This window comes from Rhizobium sp. BK212, from assembly GCF_014197475.1.
Classification (GTDB): domain Bacteria; phylum Pseudomonadota; class Alphaproteobacteria; order Rhizobiales; family Rhizobiaceae; genus Rhizobium; species Rhizobium anhuiense.
Genome location: NZ_JACIFS010000011.1, coordinates 44,591 through 63,786, shown reverse-complemented (window position 1 = coordinate 63,786; position 19,196 = coordinate 44,591). Strand labels below are relative to the sequence as shown.

Genomic DNA, 19,196 nt, shown 5'->3' with positions numbered 1-19,196 from the left:
GTCCTAGATCTCGTCGTGCCAGGTGCGGCCGTCGCGCTCGATCAGCGCGATGGCCTGGCTCGGACCCCAGGTGCCGGCCGTGTAGCCCTGCACCTGCTGGCCGGTCGTTTCCCAACCCTTGAGGATCGGATCCACCCATCTCCATGCGGCTTCGACTTCGTCGCGGCGCATGAACAGCGTCTGGTTGGAGCGGATCACATCCATCAGCAGACGCTCGTAGGCGTCGGGATTGCGGACGTTGAAGGCCTGGGCGAAGCTCATGTCGAGCGACACGTTGCGCAGGCGCATGCCGCCCGGACCCGGATCCTTGATCATCAGCGACTGCTTGACGCCCTCATCCGGCTGCAGGCGGATGATCAGCTGGTTGGCGACGATGCGCCCGGCCGCCTGGTCGAAGATCGCGTGCGGGATCGGCTTGAAGGTGATGACGATCTCGGACATGCGTCCGGTCAGGCGCTTGCCGGTTCTGATGTAAAAGGGAACGCCGGCCCAGCGCCAGTTGTTGATCTCGGCCTTGATGGCGACGAAGGTTTCGGTGTTCGAAACGCCGCCTTCGAGTTCTTCAAGGTAGCCCTTGACCGGGCCGCTGCCCGATGCGCCGGCGCGGTACTGGCCGCGCACCGTCGCCTGCTCGACATTCGAGGCATTGAGCGGCTTCAGCGCCCGCAGCACCTTCAGCTTCTCGTCGCGAACGGCTTCCGAATCCATCGACGAGGGCACTTCCATCGCCGTCAGGCAGAGCAGCTGCAGAATGTGGTTCTGGACCATGTCGCGCAGCGCGCCGGCCGTATCGTAATAGCCGGCGCGGCCTTCGAGGCCGACCGATTCAGCCACGGTGATCTGCACGTGGTCGATGTAGTTGGCGTTCCACAGCGGCTCATAAAGCGCGTTGGCGAAGCGCAACGCCATCAGGTTCTGCACCGTCTCCTTGCCGAGATAGTGGTCGATGCGGAAGATCTGCTCTTCCTTGAAGGCACGGCCGATCGTGTCGTTGAGCTGCAGTGCCGAGGCGAGGTCGCGACCGATCGGCTTCTCGACGACGATGCGGGTCGACTTGGTGATCAGCTTGTGGTCGTGGATCTTCTGCGAAATGTCGCCGAAGATGCCGGGCGCGACCGCCAGATAGAAGGCGCGCACGCGTTCCTTGCCTTCGTCGAGCAGCTTCTTCAGCTGATCCCAGCCGGCATCGGTGCGGGCGTCGACCGAGACGTAGTAGAGGCGGGCGCAGAATTTCTCGACCTCCGCCTCGTCATATTCTCCCTTCTTCAGGTGCTCCTTCAGCGCGTCCCTGGCGAATTTGCGGTATTCCTCGTGCGTCAATGGGCTGCGCGAGGCGCCGATCACGCGGGTCGGTTCGGTAAATTGGCCTTCGATTTGGCGATGATAGAGGGCGGGCAACAATTTGCGTTCGGCAAGGTCGCCGCTGCCGCCGAAGACGACGTAATCAAAGGGCTCAACGGGAATGATCTGGCTGCTCATGAGCTTGTCTCTCAATCAGGCTGGTTGGCGGCCCTTTTAATCTAATCGATTTAAAAAAGCCAGTGTGCAGTGCAATGAATCTGTCAGGCACCGGTTTTAGAGCGAATTTCCGGAAGAGGAAATCCGCAATCGGACTAAAACTTGTCGCGAAGCGCAAACCACGACAAGGCGAGGAAAAGCAACGGCGCGCGCATGCGGGCTCCGCCGGGAAAGGCGGGAATATCGAGCGATGTGAACAGGTCGAGATCGCCGGATTTCCCAAGCACCGTTTCCGCATAGAGCTTGCCACAGTAGTTTGACAGCATGACGCCATGGCCGGAATAACCGCCGATCGAGATGACCCCGGGCATGACCTCGCGCACGAAGGGCTGGCGCGGCATGGTGATGCCGACGCTGCCGCCCCAGGCATGGGTGATGTCGATGTTTTTCAGGTCAGGATAGATCTCGGCGATCTGCCGGCGAATATGCTGCGAAATGTCCCGCGGATTGTCCGCCGTGTAGGCTTCGCGCCCGCCGAAGAGCAGACGGCCGTCGCCGAATTTGCGGAAGTAGCGCACGACGAAGCGCGAATCGGCCACCGCCTCGCCGCCCGGCAACACGCTGGGATGCCCGTCGAGCGGGGCCGTGGCGCCGATGAAGGAGCGGATCGGCATGATGTGGCTTGCGGTTACCGGTTCGAGGCCGTCGATATAGGCGTCGCAGGCGATCAGCGCGCGCTCGGCGGTGATCGTCCCCCTTTCGGTTTCGATCGTCACCTTGCCGCCGCCCTGGCGGATCGCCGTTGCCCTGGTCATCTCGAAAACCGCGGCACCGGCATTGGCGGCGACCCGCGCCAACCCCACCAGCAGCTTCAGCGGATGGATATGGCCGGTGCCGACATCGCGCACGCCGCAATGGAACCGCTTCGAGCCAAGCCGCTCCTGGGTTTCCTTCTCGTCCATGAAGCTGATATGCGGATAGTCGTAACGCAGTGCGGCAATCTCGGCGTTTTCGTAATAGGCGCGTTTGTAGCTCGCCTTATGTGCGACGTTGAGCTGGCCGGGCACATAGTCGATCTCGATCTGATGTTCGCGGGCGAAATCGAGGAGATGGCGCTTGGCCGCCTCGGCAAGATTAAACAGCGCCTTCGAGCGTTCGTAGCCGATCGTCTCCTCGAGTTCTTCCGGCCACCAGCGCTGGCCGGTGCCGAGCTGGCCGCCATTTCGCCCGGATGCCCCGTCACCGAAGCGGCAGGCCTCGATCAGGACCACCGAAACGCCCGATTTGGCAAGATGGTAGGCGGCCTGCAGGCCGGTATAGCCGCCGCCGATGATGGCGACGTCCGATGTTATCGAACCGTCGAGAGCGGCATAGGTCGGCCGCTCCCCGACGGTTGCCTGATACCACGATAGCCCGGGCGCGATCGGGCTCTGCCACATCTCCTGCGATGCCATGGATGCTTTCCCTCACACGTTGAGCAGAAGGAATTCCCGCTCCCAGGGGCTGATCACCTGCATGAAGGTCTCGAATTCGCCACGCTTGACGCCGGCATAAAGGCCGATGAACTGCTTGCCGAATATCTCCTCGAAAGCGGGCTCGTCCTCGAGCAGCGCCACGGCTTCGAGCAGGCCGCGCGGCAGGTCGATCGAACCCTCATTGGCCGAATCCTCGGTCGGCGCCGTCGGCTCGATCTCTTTCATGATGCCGAGCAGGCCGGCGGCGAGCGAGGCGGCGAGTGCCAGATAGGGATTGGCGTCCGAGCTCGGCAACCGGTTTTCCACGCGTCGCGCCTGCGGATCGGAAACCGGAACGCGGAAGGCGGTCGTCCGGTTGTCGTAGCCCCAGGCATTGTTGACAGGGCAGGACATATCGGGCTGCAGGCGCCGGTAGGAATTCACGTAGGGCGCCAGCATCGCCATCGCGCTCGGCACGAATTTCTGCATGCCGCCGATGAAATGGAAGAACTCCTTCGAGGCCGATCCGTCCGCATTGGAGAAGATGTTCTGGCCGGTCTCGATATTGACCACCGATTGGTGGATATGCATCGCCGAACCCGGCTGGCCCTGCATCGGCTTGGCCATGAAGGTCGCATAGATGTCGTGTTTCAGCGCCGCCTCGCGGATCGTGCGCTTGAACAGGAACACCTGGTCGGCAAGCTCGATCGGATTGCCGTGGCGCAGGTTGATCTCGAGCTGCGCCGGTCCCTCCTCGTGGATCAGCGTATCGATCTCCAGCCCCTGCTTCTCCGAGAAATGGTAGACATCGTCGATCAGCTCGTCGAATTCGTTGATGCCGGCGATCGAATAACCCTGGCCGCCGAGGATCGAACGGCCGGACCGGCCTTTGGGCGGGTGCAGCGGATAATCGGGATCGTCATTCTTGGCGACGAGGTAGAATTCGATCTCGGGCGCCACGATCGGCTTCCAGCCGCGGTCATGATAGAGGCTCATGATGCGCTTCAGCACGTTGCGCGGCGTATAGGGCACTTCGCCGCCGTCCGAATCGACGATGTCGCAGATCACCTGCGCCGTCGGGTCGGTTTCCCAGGGCACGACGGACAGCGTCGAAAGGTCGGGCATCAGCTTCAGGTCGCTGTCGCGCGGCTCGTAGCGGAAGCTCTCCGTCTCGTCGGGATACTCGCCCGAAATCGTGTGCCGGTAGATCGCCGATGGCAGCGCCAGTGAGGTGTTCGAGGTGAATTTCGAGCTCGGCATCATCTTGCCGCGCGCAACGCCGGCAAGGTCCGGCGTGATGCATTCGATGTCTTCGATGCCCCTGTCCCGCAGCCACCGCGCTGCTTCCTTCCAGTTCGCAACGCCGCGCAGCGATCCGGGGTCCGGGGGAGCTTTCGTCGAGGCGGGTACGTTTCTGGCAGGCTTCAGCGTCGTCTTTTTTGGGGACATGACACACCGGTTTGCGTTGATCGTGGCGCCATCATAACCAGACTTTGCCAATTGGCGAGGGGTGCCAAACGTTGACTTTCGCCCTTTGATGGAAAAGAAGACGCTGTCTTGATCGGGGAAACGGGTTTGCAGCGCAAAAGCGACGTCATCGTCATCGGCGCCGGGGCGGCGGGCATGATGGCAGCCATCCGCGCGGGAAAACGTGGCCGTTCGGTCGTGGTTCTCGATCATGCAAGGGCGCCTGGCGAGAAGATCCGCATATCGGGCGGCGGCCGCTGCAATTTCACCAATATCCATGCCGGCCCGAAGAATTTCCTCTCCGCCAATCCGCATTTCTGCAAGTCGGCGCTCGCCCGTTTCACCCCGGCCGATTTTATCGCCATGGTCGACCGCCACGGCATTGCCTGGCATGAAAAGACGCTGGGCCAGCTTTTCTGCGACGACAGCGCCAAGGACATCATCCGCATGCTGCTGGATGAGATGCGCATGGCCGGCGCAGCGCTGCATCTCGGCGCCGAGATAAGAGGCGTCGAGAGGACGGACGCGGGCTTCCGCGTCTCGACCGGCGAGGGCGCCTATGAAGCATCGTCGCTGATCGTCGCGACCGGCGGCAAGTCGATCCCGAAGATGGGCGCCACCGGCTTTGCCTATCGCCTAGCCGAACAGTTCGGCTTGGCCGTGCTCGAAACCCGACCCGGCCTGGTGCCGCTGACGCTCGATCCCGGCCTGCTCGAGAGCATTGCGCCGCTCGCCGGCATTGCCGCCCCGGCCGAAATCCGCCACGGCAGGACCGCCTTCCGCGAAGCACTGCTGTTCACCCATCGAGGCTTAAGCGGCCCCGCCATCCTGCAGATCTCTTCCTATTGGCGCGAAGGCGACGAGATCGTCGTTGCGATCGAACCGGATATCGACATTGCGGCGCATCTGAAGCGGGCAAAACAGCTCAATGGCCGCCAGTCGCCGCAGACGGCACTCGGCGACATCCTGCCGAAGCGGCTGGCGCAATTTCTCGTCGAGCGCGAAAAGATCTCCGGCAACATGGCCGACCTGCCTGACAAGGCGCTGCTGCGCCTGGCCGCCGGCGCCCAGAGCTTGGCCGTCAAACCGTCCGGCTCGGAAGGTTACCGCACCGCCGAAGTGACGCTCGGCGGCATCGACACGGCAGCGTTGGATTCCCGCAGCATGGAGGCAAAGGCCTTGCCCGGGCTTTATTTCATCGGCGAATGTGTCGACGTCACCGGCTGGCTCGGCGGCTATAATTTCCAATGGGCCTGGGCCTCCGGTTTTGCCGCCGGTGAATGCGCTTAATACATGTCGCTCAAAAGTGCCCAGTGGTTTGGGAGAACGACTTGCATAAGACAAAGACCAAAGCCGATTCAAGACTTCTTAATAGAGGTGCGCCATCCTGTCTCAATTGGCGGTTTGCAAAATCGTTCCTAGATAATGCTTTACCAGCAAGCCGTTTTGTTGGATTGTTGTGTCAGAGAGAAGTGAGGTTTCGCGCATGACCAGAAACACACGACGCGCCCGCGCCATCGCAATTGCCGAGGCAAAGCCGAACGCCCGGATGGTGACCCTGCGTTATCTGATGCTTGCCGCCGGCGCCACTGCCGCCAGCCTCGCGCTGCTGATCTCGCACTTCATCTGATCCCGTCGGTAGACCTGGAAAGAACATTGCGGCATGCTGATCGCCGCGCTGCGGCGTTGCAGCTTACAATCTGCAACTATTTCACCGCCTTGGCTTAACCCGCCATAACCGCTTATCCGAAAATTAATATCTAATCTGACACAATTGCCCGCGATTATTTGGGCATCTCCAAGTTGTTTGGACATGAAATGGCAATGACTGCCGCCTGGTCTCCGGGTTCCCCAATGTAAATTTAAGAACGGCTTGATGTGTACCCGGCTGGCGCCATGTGGCTGCCTGCGGGAGGAGTGGTGTATGAAAGGCCCGGAACGCCATGTTGATTGACAAGATTCTTTCCCGCTTCAGGATCAAGACGAAGGTTTTGATCTTCGTTCTGCCCTTCGTCGTCACCATTTCGGCGGTAGGCCTGACGGGCCTCTACGCTTCCGGACTTCTGCAGGGCCGCATGGAAATATCCAACAGCGTGCTGCAGTCGCTGAGCGGCTTCAAGGATCTCTACGGTTCGATGGACGATTTCCTGCGCGTCACCAGCCCGGAGGCACGCGACAAGCTGACCGCGGAACTGAAGACCCAGCAGGGCGTGCTCGACCGGACGCTGAACCAGGTCGGTGAAGAGGCCGCCGGCCGCGACAGCCTTGCCGAGGCATCGCACCGCACCAAGGACATATCGGGCGTCGTCGACAAGCTCTGGGCCCTGCATGAGCAGGAACAGGCTTTGCATGAGCAGATCGACGCCGCACAGAAGAGCCTGATCAGCACCCGTTTCACGGTCTCCTACCAGGCCGAGGAATTGCAGACCGCGCTCCAGAACGACGAGGGCGCCGCCACCATCACGCTGCGCACCGCCGACCGCCTGCTGAAGGGCGGCGACTTCCTCGGCACCGTCGCCAGCGGCTACAGCAAGCCGCAAACGCCGCAGGACAAGATCGCCTTCATCAACGGACAGATGCCTGCGATCATCAAAGCCCAGCGGCAGATCGCCATTTCGGTTCCGACCAACCAGAAGAACGTCATCGACGCGCTGACCGCAACCATCGACAGCATCAAGGCGATCGCTCAGCTGCCCGCTCCGACCGACGAGGACATCGCCGAACTCGGCCGCCTCGTGTCGCGCTTCCGCCAGACCTCGACCTATACGCAGCTGACGGCAACGCAGAAGATGCGCGAGGCGACCCAGCGTTTCGCCGAGCTCGAGGGCCGCATCGCCCAGACCAACTCCGTCCTTCAGGATACGCGGCGGCTGGAAAACTCCGTCTATGCGCTGCAGATCGTCCTTTCCGATTTCCTCTCCAACTCCAGCAAGGATAATCTCGTACGCCTGCAGCAGCAGGCCGGCACGCTTGGCAAGGATATGCAGGTGCTGACCACCAGCGCCAAGGGCATGGGCTTTGCCGAAGGCATATCGGGCGCGATCCAGCCGGCGCTCGACGCCATTTCCGGCGGCGGCTCGAAGATCGTCGATACGATCAGCGAGCGCGTCACCGCCTATGCCGCCGCCCGCCAGGAGCTCGACCAGATCTGGACGAAGCTGACCGATTTCGCCGAGCTGCAGAAGCAGACGGCCGGCACCGAGCGCACCCAGGCAAACAGCATCTCGGTCATGACCACCGGTCTCGGCATCCTCCTGTCGATCCTCGGCGGCATCGCCCTGGTGCTGACGCTGCAGCGCCCGATCAGCCAGATCACCGCCGCCATGCGCCGCATTGCCGAAGGGGCGCTGGAAACCAGCATCTCGGGCGAGCAGCGTCACGATGAAATCGGCGACATGGCCCGCGCGCTCGGCATCTTCAAGGAAAACGCCATCTCGAAGATCCGCATCGAGGAGCAGAGCGACGAGGAGCGTGCCGCCGCCGAACACGAGCGCCAGCGCAACGACGCCGAAAAGCACGAGATGGATCGTCAGATCGAATTCGCGGTCAATGCACTTGCCGCCGGCCTCGAACGCATGTCGCAGGGCGATATCTCGACGACGATCGAAACGCCGTTCATCGGCCGTCTCGAACAGCTGCGCCAGGATTTCAACGGTTCGATGATGCGCCTGCAGGCGACGATGAGCCAGATCCGCGACAATGTCGAACTGATCCAGGGCAATGGCAACCAGATGGCCCAGTCGGCCGAGGATCTGTCCAAGCGCACCGAGCAGCAGGCTGCCTCGCTCGAAGAGACCGCGGCCGCCGTCGACGAGATCACCGTCACGGTCCGTTCGTCGGCCGAACGCGCCAAGGATGCCGACCAGATCGTCCGCCAGGCCAAGCGCAGCGCCGACGATTCCGCCGTCGTCGTCAGCAATGCGATCGACGCGATGGGCCGCATCGAGGATGCCTCGCGCCAGATCGAGCAGATCATCGGCGTCATCGACGAGATCGCCTTCCAGACCAACCTCCTGGCGCTCAACGCCGGCATCGAAGCGGCGCGCGCCGGTGAAGCCGGCAAGGGCTTCGCGGTGGTGGCGATGGAAGTCCGCGAACTGGCCCAGCGCTCCGCAGCCGCGGCGCAGGAGATCAAGGGGCTGATTAACAAGTCGACCAACGAGGTCAATTCCGGCTCGCAGTTCGTGCAGGAGACCGGCACGGTGCTTGCCAAGATCAGCGCCCAGATCGTCACGATCAGCCAGCATGTCGAGATGATCGCCCGCGCCAGCCACGACCAGTCCAACGCGTTGCAGAGCGTCAACGCGACCGTCAACCAGATGGACCAGATGACGCAGCAGAACGCCGCCATGGTGGAAGAGACGACCGCCGCCAGCCGCGAACTGGCCGACGAGGCGGATTCGCTGCGCCGGCTGATCCAGCAGTTCAAGATCGACGGCGAGGCAGCCGCGCCGGTCTACCGCGCCGCCTGATCGCCGGCCGACTCCGTCTTCATGCGAACGGCCCCGGACTTTCCGGGGCCGTTCCTGTTTATCCCGCAGAAATCGCGCTTCGATCGAAGAGATTGAACGATAGAAGAATAACCTCGAATGCCCGCCAGTCTGTCGATCCGCAATGGTCGGAAAACGTTCGAAAACGAGACCGGTGAATATCTCCGCCAACCCTGATTTACGGAAAATTTTCCTTAACGCTTTTGGCTTAATTTAGCCATGGTTTCTCCTCGGGGGTTTTGATGCTGCGCCTTTTCTCTACGTCGATCGTACGCCAGATCGTTGCGATCACATTGTTCCTGCTGGCGATCAGCACGGCCGCCATCGTCGGCGTGACCTATTATAATTTGAGCAATCATGTCATGGACGGGGCGATCTCCGACGCGAAGGAGGCCGCCCGCGCGATGGCCGTCCTCTACGGCGCGGCCGATCAGGGCGCAAAGATCGAGCTGAAGGACAATCAACTCTCCACTGTAACGGAAGACGCCATTCCGGCCCTTGCCGACCATTCGCTGGTCGACCGCACGGCGCAGTCGATTGCCGGTGTCGCGACCATCTTCCAAAAGCAGGGTAGCGACTACGTCCGCATATCCACGAACGTCAAGAAGGAAAACGGCGATCGTGCCGTCGGCACCAAGCTCGCTGCAGAACACCCCGCCCAGCCGGTTCTCGCCAAGGGTGAGGCCTATTACGGCCCGGCGGTGCTTTTCGGCCGCCAGTTCGTCACCGGCTATTTCCCCATCAAGAATGCATCGAACGCCAATGTCGGCATTCTCTTCATCGGCATTCCGATGGAAGTTTATTACCAGCGTCTGAATGAGCTGCAGATCCTGGTTCTCGGCGTCGGCGCCATCGTCATGCTGATCGTCGGCGTGGTCGCTTTCTACGCGATCCGCCTGTCGGTGAAGCCTTTGCAGGCGTTGACCGCGAGCGTCCATTCGATCTCCGCCGGCGAGCTTGAGGGAACGATCCCCTGCGTCGCCAAGAAGAACGAGTTCGGCGACATCGGCCGGGCCCTGGCGCTCTTCCGCGACAGCGCCCGCGCGCGGCGCGATCTGGAAACCCAGGCTGCCGAACAGCGCGCTCTGAGCGATGCCGAACGCGCCAGGAACGATGCCGACAAGCGCTTGCTCGACGGCCAGATCGACTTTGCCGTCAACCAGCTTGCCGCCGGCCTCGGGCGTCTGTCGCAGGGCGATGTCTCGCAGACGATCGGCACGCCTTTCGTCGGCCGGCTGGAGCAACTGCGCGTCGATTTCAACGCCTCCCTCCAGCGGCTCCAGGATACGCTCTCCGGTATCCGCGACAGCGCCTCGATGATCCAGCGCAACAGCGGCGCCGTCTCCGTCTCTGCCGGCGAGCTTTCGAAGCGCACCGAGGCGCAGGCGGCAAACCTCGAAGAGACCGCGGCCGCGGTGGAAGAAATCACCGTCACGGTTCGTTCTTCCGCCGAACGTGCCCGTGAAGCCAACAATGTCGTGGCTGCGACCAAGAGGACGGCCGACAATTCCGGCGCCGTGGTCAGCGATGCCGTCGCCGCGATGGAGCGCATCGAGCAGGCCTCGCAGCGCATCGAGCAGATCATCGAGGTGATCGACGACATCGCCTTCCAGACCAATCTTCTGGCGCTGAACGCCGGCATCGAGGCGGCGCGCGCCGGCGAGGCGGGCAAGGGTTTTGCCGTCGTCGCCCAGGAGGTCCGCGAACTTGCCCAACGTTCGGCCGATGCGGCGCGCGAGATCAAGTCGCTGATCGAGACATCGAGCCGGGAAGTCACGGCAGGTTCCGAACTGGTCCAGAAGACCGGCAGCGTCCTTGCCTCGATCAGCCAGGAGATCATCGCCATCAGCGGCCATGTCGAGACCATCGCCACTGCGAGCCGGGATCAGTCGGCGGCGCTGCAGGAGGTCAACGGCTCCGTCAACGCCATGGACCAGATGACCCAGAAGAACGCGTCGATGGTGGCCGAGACGACACAGGCAAGCCGCCTGCTCGCCGGCGAGGCCGATACGCTGATGGCGCTGATCGAGCGGTTCCGCATCGTCGCAGACACTGCACCTGCTCATCTCGGGGCAAGAAGGGTCGCCTGAACCGTACGGTCGCAGCTGCCGCAGGATTGCACTGCGGCCTTGCGGGGCTTTCTCAGATAGAGATCGAGCGACGTCAGCCAGCCGCCGAAACGAATGAGGCTGTTGTCTCCGAACTCGGCATAGAATCTGTCCTCGTCTGTCCTGGAGTCGCGTCGTCTACCGGAATGCCGATATCCGATAGTGCCTGCGATGGTCATCATGTCGATCATGGCAATGTCCTTTCCTATGTCAGACATCACCTGATCTAGGCATCGAATTTCTCTTTATAAACGGGGAAAATCCCGCTATGTTTTTCACCAATGAAAAACGCAAGCTGGGATTCCTATCAGCTTTTCCTGCAGGTCGCCCGGCTCGGCGGCTTGACCGGGGCAAGCACCGCAAGCGGGCTGAGTCCGGCAACCGTCGGCCGTCGCATGCTCGATCTCGAACAGGAGATCGGCCGCGCATTGTTTTCGCGCAGCCAGACCGGATACCGTCTGACACACGATGGCCAGGCGCTGCTCGATCACCTTCAGGAGATGGAGGCCGCCGCCCGCAAGGTGGCGGCGTGGCGGCAATCCGGCGAGGGCGGCACGACCGTCAGGGTCGCCGCCGGCACCTGGCTCGCTTGGCTGCTGACCGAGAATTTTACCGCAATCCGCATGCCGGGCGACGCCTTCGCCATTTCGCTGACCATCGGCGAGGCGCGGGCAAGCCTTGCCTATCGCGAGAGCGATATCGGTATTCGCGCCTTCGAGCCCGAGGAGGCCAATCTCGCCGCACGTCAGCTCGGGGAGGTGGCCTATGCCGTCTATATCAGACGCAACACTGCCGAGACCGACGAGCGCTGGATTGCGGTTGCCGAGGAGGAGGCGATATCGGCCTATCTGCGCTGGCCGCACGCCCATGCCGCGACAGGGATCGTCGCCACCGTCAATCGGCCGCGTTCGCTGCCGGATCTGGTGCGCGCCGGCGCCGGCAAGACCGTGCTTCCCTGTTTCGTCGGCGATCTCCATCCTGAATTGCAGCGGCAGGGCGGCGAATTGCCGGAATTGCGCCATCGGCAATGGATCGTCATGAATGCCGAGGACCGCCATCGCCCGGAGATCCGCACGGTCGCCGACCGCATGACCAAGCTCATCAGAAGTTATGCCGATCTCTTCGCCGGAAAACGGCCGAGCCGAGGTTAGACATGTCGCGCCAAAGTGTGCAGCGGTTTTGCGATAACGACATGTGTAAAAACAAAGACTTAAAGCGTGGCAAGCGCATCTGAACGATCGCGACGCGCTCGAGCGAAAAGCTACGGCATCAACCGGCGCACCAGCGCCACCTGGCTGTTCACCCCGAGCTTGGAATAGATGCTCTTGAGATGCGAGCGGGCCGTCTCATAGCTGACATCATGCGTCGTGGCGGCTTCACGCAGTGAAAGCCCGTCGGCAATCGCGGAGGCGATCCGCATCTCGGCCGCCGTCAACTGGTTGCTGCGCGCTAGCGCCTCGTTGATATCGCTCCTCAGCGCCATGCCTGTGCGCTCGATGATCAGTGCGATCGTCGGACCTTCCAGGAAGGCGGTGATGAAATCCGATTGCAGCCTGACGAGCGTACATCTGACGCTGCCGGCTTTCGTCTTGACGAGCGTCGTCGATGGTGGCGGGCTTACGGCTGAATGATGATGACGGCTCAGCATATCGAGCCGGGCGCCCAGCGCCGGATCATGGATGACGAGGTGTCCGGATGGGCCGGTGCCGATGCAGTTGCCCTCGGCGAGCATCCGCTCCGCCACCCTGTTGAGCGAACGGATCTGCTGGTTCTCGCCGAGATAGACGACGCCGGCGCCGATCGCATCGAAGAGCGCCAGCCCGTTTTCATCATTCTCGGGATCGCGGCGATCGCGTCGTATGAAATCGAAGGCGCGTCTGAGATGCGGGGCGAGATCGCTCAGCAGGTCGGCATTCACCCGGTTGTTGTCGGGATCGGCCGAAGAGGTCAGCGTCGACAAATTGAAGGAGCGACCATTCTCCCGCATGATGGTGACGCCGACACTGCTTTCGCAGCCGATGCTGCGGACGAAGTCATTGTAGAATTCGGTCTTGATGAGATCGCTTCTCGGCAGCATCTGCTCGGCGATGACGCCGAGGCCGACCGGCCGGACAGCGGCCTTGGGCATCCACGGATTGATCCTCGCATAATAGTGGTTATAGGCTTCGGCTTCCGTATCCTGAATGCCTGAAGCAAGCGACAGGCCGCCGGTGCGGGCGATGGCATCGTGGAAGAACAGCGTGGATTTCGCATCCGGCATCGTCCCGTTCAAAGCGTCGAGAAACGTCTGCCACGTCGTCTCGCCGAACAGGGCGGCGTAGATCAGATCGGTCAAGGCTTCGAGTTTGGGGTGCGGCGCGCCGGGCATGGGCAATTCCGTTCGAAGATGCGCCATTATGGCCCGACCAGGCGGCGGTGACAATTGCATCAAATTGTAAAGGGCGTGCAGGCGCATCGCGCCACCCGGCGCCCAAGCCCCAAATCGGGACGGGTTTTCGAAAGGAATGAGCGCCCGCGCGTCTCTCCGATGCGCAGGCGCTCCGATTGGGAAATGCGGGCCGACACGGCAGCCCGCCGCTGGTCGTCTTCGTCAATGCCGGTTGGTGACGACGACCGGAATCAGCAGGTCGCCCCAGTTGCCGTCGCCGCCGTGATGACGGGCCGAGCGCACCAGTTCGACCGAGACGCCGGCCTCGACGGCTTTCATGACCGATTGGTTCAGCCGATGCAGGTCGTTGGCGAGCATGCGGATCGTCGTCTGCTGATCCTCGCTCATGCTGGTCGTCTGCTCTTCGGCCCGTTCCCGGACGCGTGTGATGGATGCCATGATATTCTCCTCCTCTTCGGGTTATTCCGCAGCCGGCTTAAACTGCGCATGTTCAGTTGAATCGTGCATCGCGGTTGTCGAAGACCGACCGCCGGTGATGGCGAGCGACACGGCGTCGAAATAGCCGGTGCCGACCTCGCGCTGATGTTTGGTGGCGGTATAGCCGTTGACCTCGGCGGCGAATTCCGCCTGTTGCAGTTCGGAATAGGCCGACATCTGCCGCTGCCGGTAGCCGCGCGCCAGTTCGTACATGCCGAAGTTCAGCTGGTGGAAGCCGGCGAGCGTGATGAACTGGAACTTGTAGCCCATTGCGCCGAGTTCGCGCTGGAACCGTGCGATCGTCGCCTCGTCGAGGTTCTTCTTCCAGTTGAAGGAGGGCGAGCAATTATAGGCGAGCAGCTTGCCGGGGTAGACCTTGTGCACGCCTTCGGCAAAGCGCCGCGCCTGCTCGAGGTCCGGCTTCGAGGTTTCGCACCAGATGAGATCGCAATGCGGCGCATAGGCGACGGCGCGCGCGATGCAGGGCTCGATGCCGTTTCTGACCTGATAGAAACCTTCCACCGTGCGGCCGGCATCATAGTCGACGAAGGGCTGGTCGCGCTCGTCGATGTCTGAGGTCAGCAGCTTTGCCGCCTCCGCGTCGGTGCGAGCGATGACCAGCGTCGCAACGCCCATGACGTCGGCGGCAAGCCGAGCGGCATCGAGATTGCGGATATGAGCGGCCGTCGGGATCAGCACCTTGCCGCCGAGATGGCCGCATTTCTTCTCCGAAGCGAGCTGGTCCTCGAAGTGAACGCCGGCGGCACCCGCCTCGATATAGGCCTTCATGATTTCGAAGGCGTTGAGCGGTCCGCCGAAGCCTGCTTCCGCATCGGCAACGATCGGCGCGAACCAGGTCTCGACGGAAAGCCCCTGGCCTTCCGCGGTCTCGATCTGATCGGCGCGCTGCAGCGTGCGGTTGATGCGCTTGGCCAGTTCCGGACCGGCATTGGCCGGATAGAGGGACTGGTCGGGATACATCGCCGATGCCGTATTGGCGTCGGCCGCCACCTGCCAGCCGGAGAGATAGATCGCCTTCAGCCCGGCGCGCACCATCTGCATGGCCTGATTGCCGGAAAGTGCGCCGAGCGCATTGACGAAATCCTCCTGGTGAATGAGCCGCCACAACCGGTCCGCCCCCATTTCGGCCAGCGTATGGCGCAGCGCCACCGAGCCCCTGAGCCGCTGCACGTCGTCGGCCGAGTAGGGTCTCTCAATGCCGTCGAAACGATTAGCTGATGCGTTTGGGACAAGTTTGTAAAAATCGGTCATGCTGCTCTCCTCACTAAAAGCCGATAAAGGGTGGTCATGACAAGATTGACAATATCAGCCGTCATGACCAGTAAAACCTTTGATTTCCTGCTCGGAAAGAGGTTAAGATGACGAGGATTGACAGATTGGCGCTGTGAATTTGTAAAATTTTGTAAATACAGCGCTTGGAGCTTGTCAAAGGGTGTGACATGGCGGAACGGAAGATATTCGCAGGCCCGAAAGTCAGGCGCATCCGCAATGCGCTGGCGCTGACGCAGACCGCCATGGCCGAGGCGCTGGAAATATCGCCGTCCTACCTGAACCTGATCGAGCGCAACCAGCGGCCGTTGACGGTGCAACTCCTTCTCAAGCTTGCAAGCGTCTACAGGGTCGATCTGGAGGAATTGCGGGGGCAGACCGGCGGCAGTCTCGACCAGCTCAAGGAGATTTTTGCCGATCCGCTGCTGTCGGGCGAGCTGCCGGGTGATCAGGAATTGGTGGAGGTGGCCGAGGCAGCACCCAATGCCGCGAGCGGCATGATCAAGCTCTACCGCGCCTATCGCGAGCAGGCGGCAAGGCTATCCGATCTGACGGCGCTGATGGCCGCCGAGGGGCATGCGCCGGTCGCCACCGGCCGGTTGCCGCTAGACGAGGTGCGCGAGACGCTGGAGCGCAGGTCCGGCTATTTCGGACGGATCGAGACGGCGGCAGAAGCCTTTGCCGCAACGCTCCCCGGTGGCCTCGATCTTGCCGCCGGGCTGAAGGATTGGTTGCGTTCCGAGCGCGGCATCGCGGTGCGCGTCCTGCCCGTCCACGTCATGCCCGATCTGCGCCGCCGTTTCGATCGCCATTCGATGCGGCTTTTCATCTCCGAGCGGCTGTCGCCGGCTGACCGGGCGCATGAGATATCAATCGAGGCGGCAACTCTGGCACTGCTGCCGGCAATCGATGCCGAGCTCGGCGATATCCCGCTCTCCTCCGCCGAGGCGCGCCGCATCGCCCGCTTCGAGCTTGCCCGCATCGCAGCCTTAGCGCTGGCAATGCCCTACGAGGCTTTCCTTTCGGCGGCGAAGGCGACGCGTTACGATATCGATATTCTGCGCGCGCGCTTCGGCGTCTCCTTCGGTCATGCCGCCGCGCGCCTTGCCATGCTGCAGCGCCCCGGGGCGGCGGCCATTCCCTTCTTCCTGATCGAGATCGATGCCGCAGGCCACCGGCTGCGCCGGGCGGGCGCCCAGGGCTTTCCGCAGGCCCGGTTCGGCGGCGGCTGTCCGAAGCTCAATATCCACGCCGCCTTCCTGCAGCCGGGCCAGATCCTCGCCGAAACCGTGGTCATGCCGGATGGCGCATCCTTCTTGACGGTCGCCCGCACCCTGGAGGGACCGAGTGTCGAATTCGGCGAAAGGCTAAGGCGCACCGCGATCCTGATCGGCTGCGACGCTGCCCTTGGCGGAGGTGTGGTCTACGGGCAGGCGATGGCGCTCGATCCGGTCGAAATCGGTCCGGCCTGTCGCCTTTGCGAGCGACGCGGCTGCCTTTCCCGGGCTGAGCCGCCGGTGACCAGACCGCTCGGGCTCGACGAGATGGTGGCAGGGCTCAGCGCCTTCGACTTCCAGTGACGTGAAATCGTTGAGGGCGCTGGATTTTGCGCTTGTGGGCTGTGAAATTCCTTCTTAGTCTGCGTGGAAAACCAGAGGGAAAAGATGTCCGGGGGTGCGGAATCTTTGAACAAACAGGAGAAGTTATGAGGTCAACCATCCTATGCGTGACGGCCGCCGCCGTTACCGCACTCCTTGCTGCCGCTCCGGCCTTTTCGCAGGAGCGCGTGGTCAACGTCTACAACTGGTCGGATTATATCGACAGTTCCATCCTCGAGGATTTCACCAAGGAAACCGGCATCAAGGTCGTCTACGACACTTTCGATTCTAACGAGACGCTGGAAACCAAGCTCTTGGCTGGTGGTTCGGGTTATGACGTCGTCGTCCCCACCGTATCCTTCATGCAGCGCCAGATCGCCGCCGGCGTTTACCAGAAGCTCGACAAGTCGAAGCTGCCGAACCTGGTCAACATGTGGGACGTCATCATGAAGGGCGTGGCGTCCTTCGACCCCGGCAATGAATACAGCGTCGACTACATGTGGGGTACGACGGGCATCGGCTATAATGTCGACAAGGTCAAAGCCGCCCTCGGCACCGACGAGAAGCCCAATTGGGACGCGTTGTTCGATCCGGCGAAAGCGGCCAAACTCAAGGATTGCGGCATCTATATGCTGGATTCCCCGACCGATGTGGTGCCTTCGGCGCTCGCCTATCTCGGGCTCAATCCCAACAGCACCGATCCCGCCGATCTCAAGAAGGCGCAGGAGGTTCTCACGGCCGTCCGCCCGTTCGTCCGCAAGTTCCATTCTTCCGAATATATCAGCGCGCTGGCGAACGGCGATATCTGCATTGCGCTCGGTTATTCCGGCGATATGTTCCAGGCCCGCGACCGTGCTAAGGAAGCCAATGCCGGCGTGAAGGTCGACTATTCGGTCCCGTCGCAAGGCGCCCAGATCTTCTTCGACGTCTTCGGCATTCCGAAGGATGCGCCGCATGTCGCCGAAGCCCATGAATTCATCAACTACATGATGAAGCCGGAAGTGATCGCCAAGGCCTCGAACTTCGTCTTCTACGCCAATGGCAACAAGGCGTCGCAGCAGTTCCTCGACAAGGAGGTCCTCGACGATACGGCGATCTACCCGACGCCGGAGGTAATGGCGAAACTCTTCACCGTTCCGCCGCTCGATCCGAAGACGCAGCGGATCGTGACGCGGCTATGGACCACCGTGGTCACCGGCCAATGATAGAATAACGGCCCGGACGGAAACGTCCGGGCCTTTTTTTGACGATCCCGGCCGGGTGAAACCGGGAGCAAAAGCCAAGAATAAAAGCAAAGAATGCATTTTCGGGGAACAATATGAAGTCTCTAGGCAATATTCGCCGCTCGTTCGCACCTTGGACCGATCCGTCCGCCAAGCCCTTCATATCCATCAAGAACGTCACCAAGCGTTTCGGTGATTTCACCGCCGTCGATAACCTGTCGCTCGATATTTATCACCGCGAGTTCTTCGCGCTGCTCGGCGCTTCCGGCTGCGGCAAGTCGACGCTTCTGCGCATGCTCGCCGGCTTCGAGCAGCCGACCTCGGGCGAAATCGTCCTCGATGGCACCGATATGGCCGGTACGCCGCCCTATCGGCGCCCCGTCAATATGATGTTCCAGTCCTATGCGCTTTTCCCGCACATGACGGTCGAGAAGAACATCGCCTTCGGCCTGAAACAGGATGGCATGGCGAAGGACGAGATGACTGACCGCGTCTTGCAGATGTTGAAGCTCGTCAAGCTGGAGCAGTTTGCCTCCCGCAAACCGAACCAGCTTTCCGGTGGCCAGCGCCAGCGCGTGGCGCTGGCCCGCTCGCTCGCCAAGCGTCCCAAGGTGCTGCTGCTCGACGAACCGCTCGGCGCGCTCGACAAGAAGCTGCGCGAGGAAACCCAGTTCGAGCTGATGGACCTGCAGCAGAATCTTGGACTTACCTTCGTCGTCGTCACCCACGACCAGGAAGAGGCGATGACCATGGCAGACCGTATCGCCGTCATGAGCCACGGCAAGGTGGTGCAGGTGGCGACGCCGGCCGAGATCTACGAAGCGCCGAATTGCCGTTTCGTCGCGGATTTCATCGGCGACGTGAACATTTTCGACGGCAAGGTCGCCTCATCGGGCAACGGCACCGTCGAGATATCAGTCGACAGCGGCTTCAGCGTGCGTGTCGCCGCTTCCGAAACACCTTCTGCAGGCAGCGCCGTCGGCTTCGCCATCCGGCCGGAGAAGATGCGGGTCGGGCGCACGGCTCCCGCCAACGCGTCCGTCAACGCCGCCAAAGGCGAACTCTGGGATATCGCCTATCTCGGCGACATGACCGTCTTCCATGTGAAATTGCAGAGCGGCAATATCGTCAAGGCCTCGTCCCTCAATGCGCAGCGCTCCGTCGACGACCCCTTCACCTACGATCAGGAAGTCTGGGTCTCCTTCGACGAGAATGCCGGCGTCCTGCTGAAGGATTGACGTC

General features: G+C 62.0%; 15 protein-coding genes. 8 read left to right on the top strand and 7 right to left on the bottom strand.

The features are described 5' to 3' along the window. Positions 1–3: 3 nt before the first annotated feature. The 3 genes from zwf to FHT79_RS27380 all read right to left on the bottom strand — a co-directional run bounded on the left by zwf (position 4) and on the right by FHT79_RS27380 (position 4,361). On the bottom strand, positions 4–1,479 hold the full coding sequence (zwf, locus tag FHT79_RS27390) for a glucose-6-phosphate dehydrogenase (protein WP_132575717.1): 1,476 nt from the start codon (positions 1,477–1,479) through the stop codon (positions 4–6). 134 nt (positions 1,480–1,613) lie between these two features. Next, the gene (locus FHT79_RS27385; RefSeq protein WP_029868015.1) at positions 1,614–2,912 is read right to left on the bottom strand and encodes an FAD-binding oxidoreductase; all 1,299 of its coding nucleotides are present in this window, start codon (positions 2,910–2,912) and stop codon (positions 1,614–1,616) included. Positions 2,913–2,924: 12 nt separating this feature from the next. Beyond that, positions 2,925–4,361, bottom strand: coding sequence for a glutamine synthetase family protein (locus FHT79_RS27380; RefSeq protein ID WP_047613636.1), 1,437 nt, complete (start codon positions 4,359–4,361; stop codon positions 2,925–2,927). A 108-nt stretch (positions 4,362–4,469) separates the two neighbouring features. Here FHT79_RS27380 and FHT79_RS27375 point away from each other — a divergent pair, with 108 nt between their 5' ends. The 4 genes from FHT79_RS27375 (at position 4,470) to FHT79_RS27360 (ending at position 10,959) form a co-directional block, all read left to right on the top strand. Beyond that, complete coding sequence (locus FHT79_RS27375; protein WP_183904519.1) at positions 4,470–5,669, top strand: NAD(P)/FAD-dependent oxidoreductase; 1,200 nt, start codon at positions 4,470–4,472, stop codon at positions 5,667–5,669. A gap of 196 nt (positions 5,670–5,865) precedes the next feature. Then, positions 5,866–6,009: a hypothetical protein gene (locus FHT79_RS27370; protein WP_165932281.1), complete on the top strand. Its 144-nt coding sequence runs from the start codon at positions 5,866–5,868 to the stop codon at positions 6,007–6,009. A gap of 313 nt (positions 6,010–6,322) precedes the next feature. Next, positions 6,323–8,851, top strand: a complete 2,529-nt coding sequence (locus FHT79_RS27365; RefSeq protein ID WP_097544568.1) for a HAMP domain-containing methyl-accepting chemotaxis protein — start codon at positions 6,323–6,325, stop codon at positions 8,849–8,851. A gap of 260 nt (positions 8,852–9,111) precedes the next feature. Continuing rightward, positions 9,112–10,959, top strand: coding sequence for a methyl-accepting chemotaxis protein (locus FHT79_RS27360; RefSeq protein ID WP_183904518.1), 1,848 nt, complete (start codon positions 9,112–9,114; stop codon positions 10,957–10,959). Here FHT79_RS27360 and FHT79_RS27355 read toward each other — a convergent pair. After that, positions 10,932–11,168 (bottom strand): hypothetical protein, encoded by a 237-nt coding sequence (locus FHT79_RS27355; protein ID WP_029868009.1) that lies wholly within the window; start codon positions 11,166–11,168, stop codon positions 10,932–10,934. The two genes, FHT79_RS27360 and FHT79_RS27355, sit on opposite strands and share 28 nt — an antisense overlap. A gap of 90 nt (positions 11,169–11,258) precedes the next feature. On the opposite strand from FHT79_RS27355, the gene FHT79_RS27350 reads away from it, so the two are divergent. Continuing rightward, entirely contained in the window at positions 11,259–12,128 is an 870-nt protein-coding gene (locus FHT79_RS27350; RefSeq protein ID WP_029868008.1) for a LysR family transcriptional regulator, read from the top strand. A gap of 110 nt (positions 12,129–12,238) precedes the next feature. On the opposite strand, the gene FHT79_RS27345 is transcribed toward FHT79_RS27350, so the two are convergent. From FHT79_RS27345 to aceA, 3 genes are all read right to left on the bottom strand, one after another. Continuing rightward, positions 12,239–13,345 carry a helix-turn-helix transcriptional regulator gene (locus FHT79_RS27345; RefSeq protein WP_183904517.1) on the bottom strand — a complete coding sequence of 369 codons (1,107 nt, stop codon included), beginning with the start codon at positions 13,343–13,345 and terminating at the stop codon, positions 12,239–12,241. Positions 13,346–13,567: 222 nt separating this feature from the next. Then, on the bottom strand, positions 13,568–13,804 hold the full coding sequence (locus FHT79_RS27340) for a hypothetical protein (protein ID WP_029868006.1): 237 nt from the start codon (positions 13,802–13,804) through the stop codon (positions 13,568–13,570). Between the two features lie 21 nt (positions 13,805–13,825). Further along, complete coding sequence (gene aceA / locus FHT79_RS27335; RefSeq protein WP_168332618.1) at positions 13,826–15,115, bottom strand: isocitrate lyase; 1,290 nt, start codon at positions 15,113–15,115, stop codon at positions 13,826–13,828. Between the two features lie 188 nt (positions 15,116–15,303). Between aceA and FHT79_RS27330 the strand changes: the two genes are divergently transcribed. The 3 genes from FHT79_RS27330 (at position 15,304) to FHT79_RS27320 (ending at position 19,192) form a co-directional block, all read left to right on the top strand. Next, entirely contained in the window at positions 15,304–16,713 is a 1,410-nt protein-coding gene (locus FHT79_RS27330) for an XRE family transcriptional regulator (RefSeq protein WP_097544572.1), read from the top strand. A 125-nt stretch (positions 16,714–16,838) separates the two neighbouring features. Continuing rightward, complete coding sequence (locus tag FHT79_RS27325; RefSeq protein ID WP_029868003.1) at positions 16,839–17,936, top strand: polyamine ABC transporter substrate-binding protein; 1,098 nt, start codon at positions 16,839–16,841, stop codon at positions 17,934–17,936. Between the two features lie 113 nt (positions 17,937–18,049). Beyond that, positions 18,050–19,192 (top strand): ABC transporter ATP-binding protein, encoded by a 1,143-nt coding sequence (locus tag FHT79_RS27320; protein ID WP_029868002.1) that lies wholly within the window; start codon positions 18,050–18,052, stop codon positions 19,190–19,192. Positions 19,193–19,196: the final 4 nt, after the last annotated feature.

Bases quoted from the DNA above. Each gene is read 5' to 3' on its own strand.
- FHT79_RS27350 (WP_029868008.1), top strand. From the start codon at position 11,259: ATGAAAAACGCAAGCTGGGATTCCTATCAGCTTTTCCTGCAGGTCGCC.
- zwf (WP_132575717.1), bottom strand. From the start codon at position 1,479: ATGAGCAGCCAGATCATTCCCGTTGAGCCCTTTGATTACGTCGTCTTC.
- FHT79_RS27385 (WP_029868015.1), bottom strand. From the start codon at position 2,912: ATGGCATCGCAGGAGATGTGGCAGAGCCCGATCGCGCCCGGGCTATCG.
- FHT79_RS27355 (WP_029868009.1), bottom strand. From the start codon at position 11,168: ATGATCGACATGATGACCATCGCAGGCACTATCGGATATCGGCATTCC.
- FHT79_RS27340 (WP_029868006.1), bottom strand. From the start codon at position 13,804: ATGGCATCCATCACACGCGTCCGGGAACGGGCCGAAGAGCAGACGACC.
- aceA (WP_168332618.1), bottom strand. From the start codon at position 15,115: ATGACCGATTTTTACAAACTTGTCCCAAACGCATCAGCTAATCGTTTC.
- FHT79_RS27345 (WP_183904517.1), bottom strand. From the start codon at position 13,345: ATGCCCGGCGCGCCGCACCCCAAACTCGAAGCCTTGACCGATCTGATC.
- FHT79_RS27330 (WP_097544572.1), top strand. From the start codon at position 15,304: ATGGCGGAACGGAAGATATTCGCAGGCCCGAAAGTCAGGCGCATCCGC.
- FHT79_RS27365 (WP_097544568.1), top strand. From the start codon at position 6,323: ATGTTGATTGACAAGATTCTTTCCCGCTTCAGGATCAAGACGAAGGTT.
- FHT79_RS27370 (WP_165932281.1), top strand. From the start codon at position 5,866: ATGACCAGAAACACACGACGCGCCCGCGCCATCGCAATTGCCGAGGCA.
- FHT79_RS27380 (WP_047613636.1), bottom strand. From the start codon at position 4,361: ATGTCCCCAAAAAAGACGACGCTGAAGCCTGCCAGAAACGTACCCGCC.
- FHT79_RS27360 (WP_183904518.1), top strand. From the start codon at position 9,112: ATGCTGCGCCTTTTCTCTACGTCGATCGTACGCCAGATCGTTGCGATC.
- FHT79_RS27325 (WP_029868003.1), top strand. From the start codon at position 16,839: ATGAGGTCAACCATCCTATGCGTGACGGCCGCCGCCGTTACCGCACTC.
- FHT79_RS27320 (WP_029868002.1), top strand. From the start codon at position 18,050: ATGAAGTCTCTAGGCAATATTCGCCGCTCGTTCGCACCTTGGACCGAT.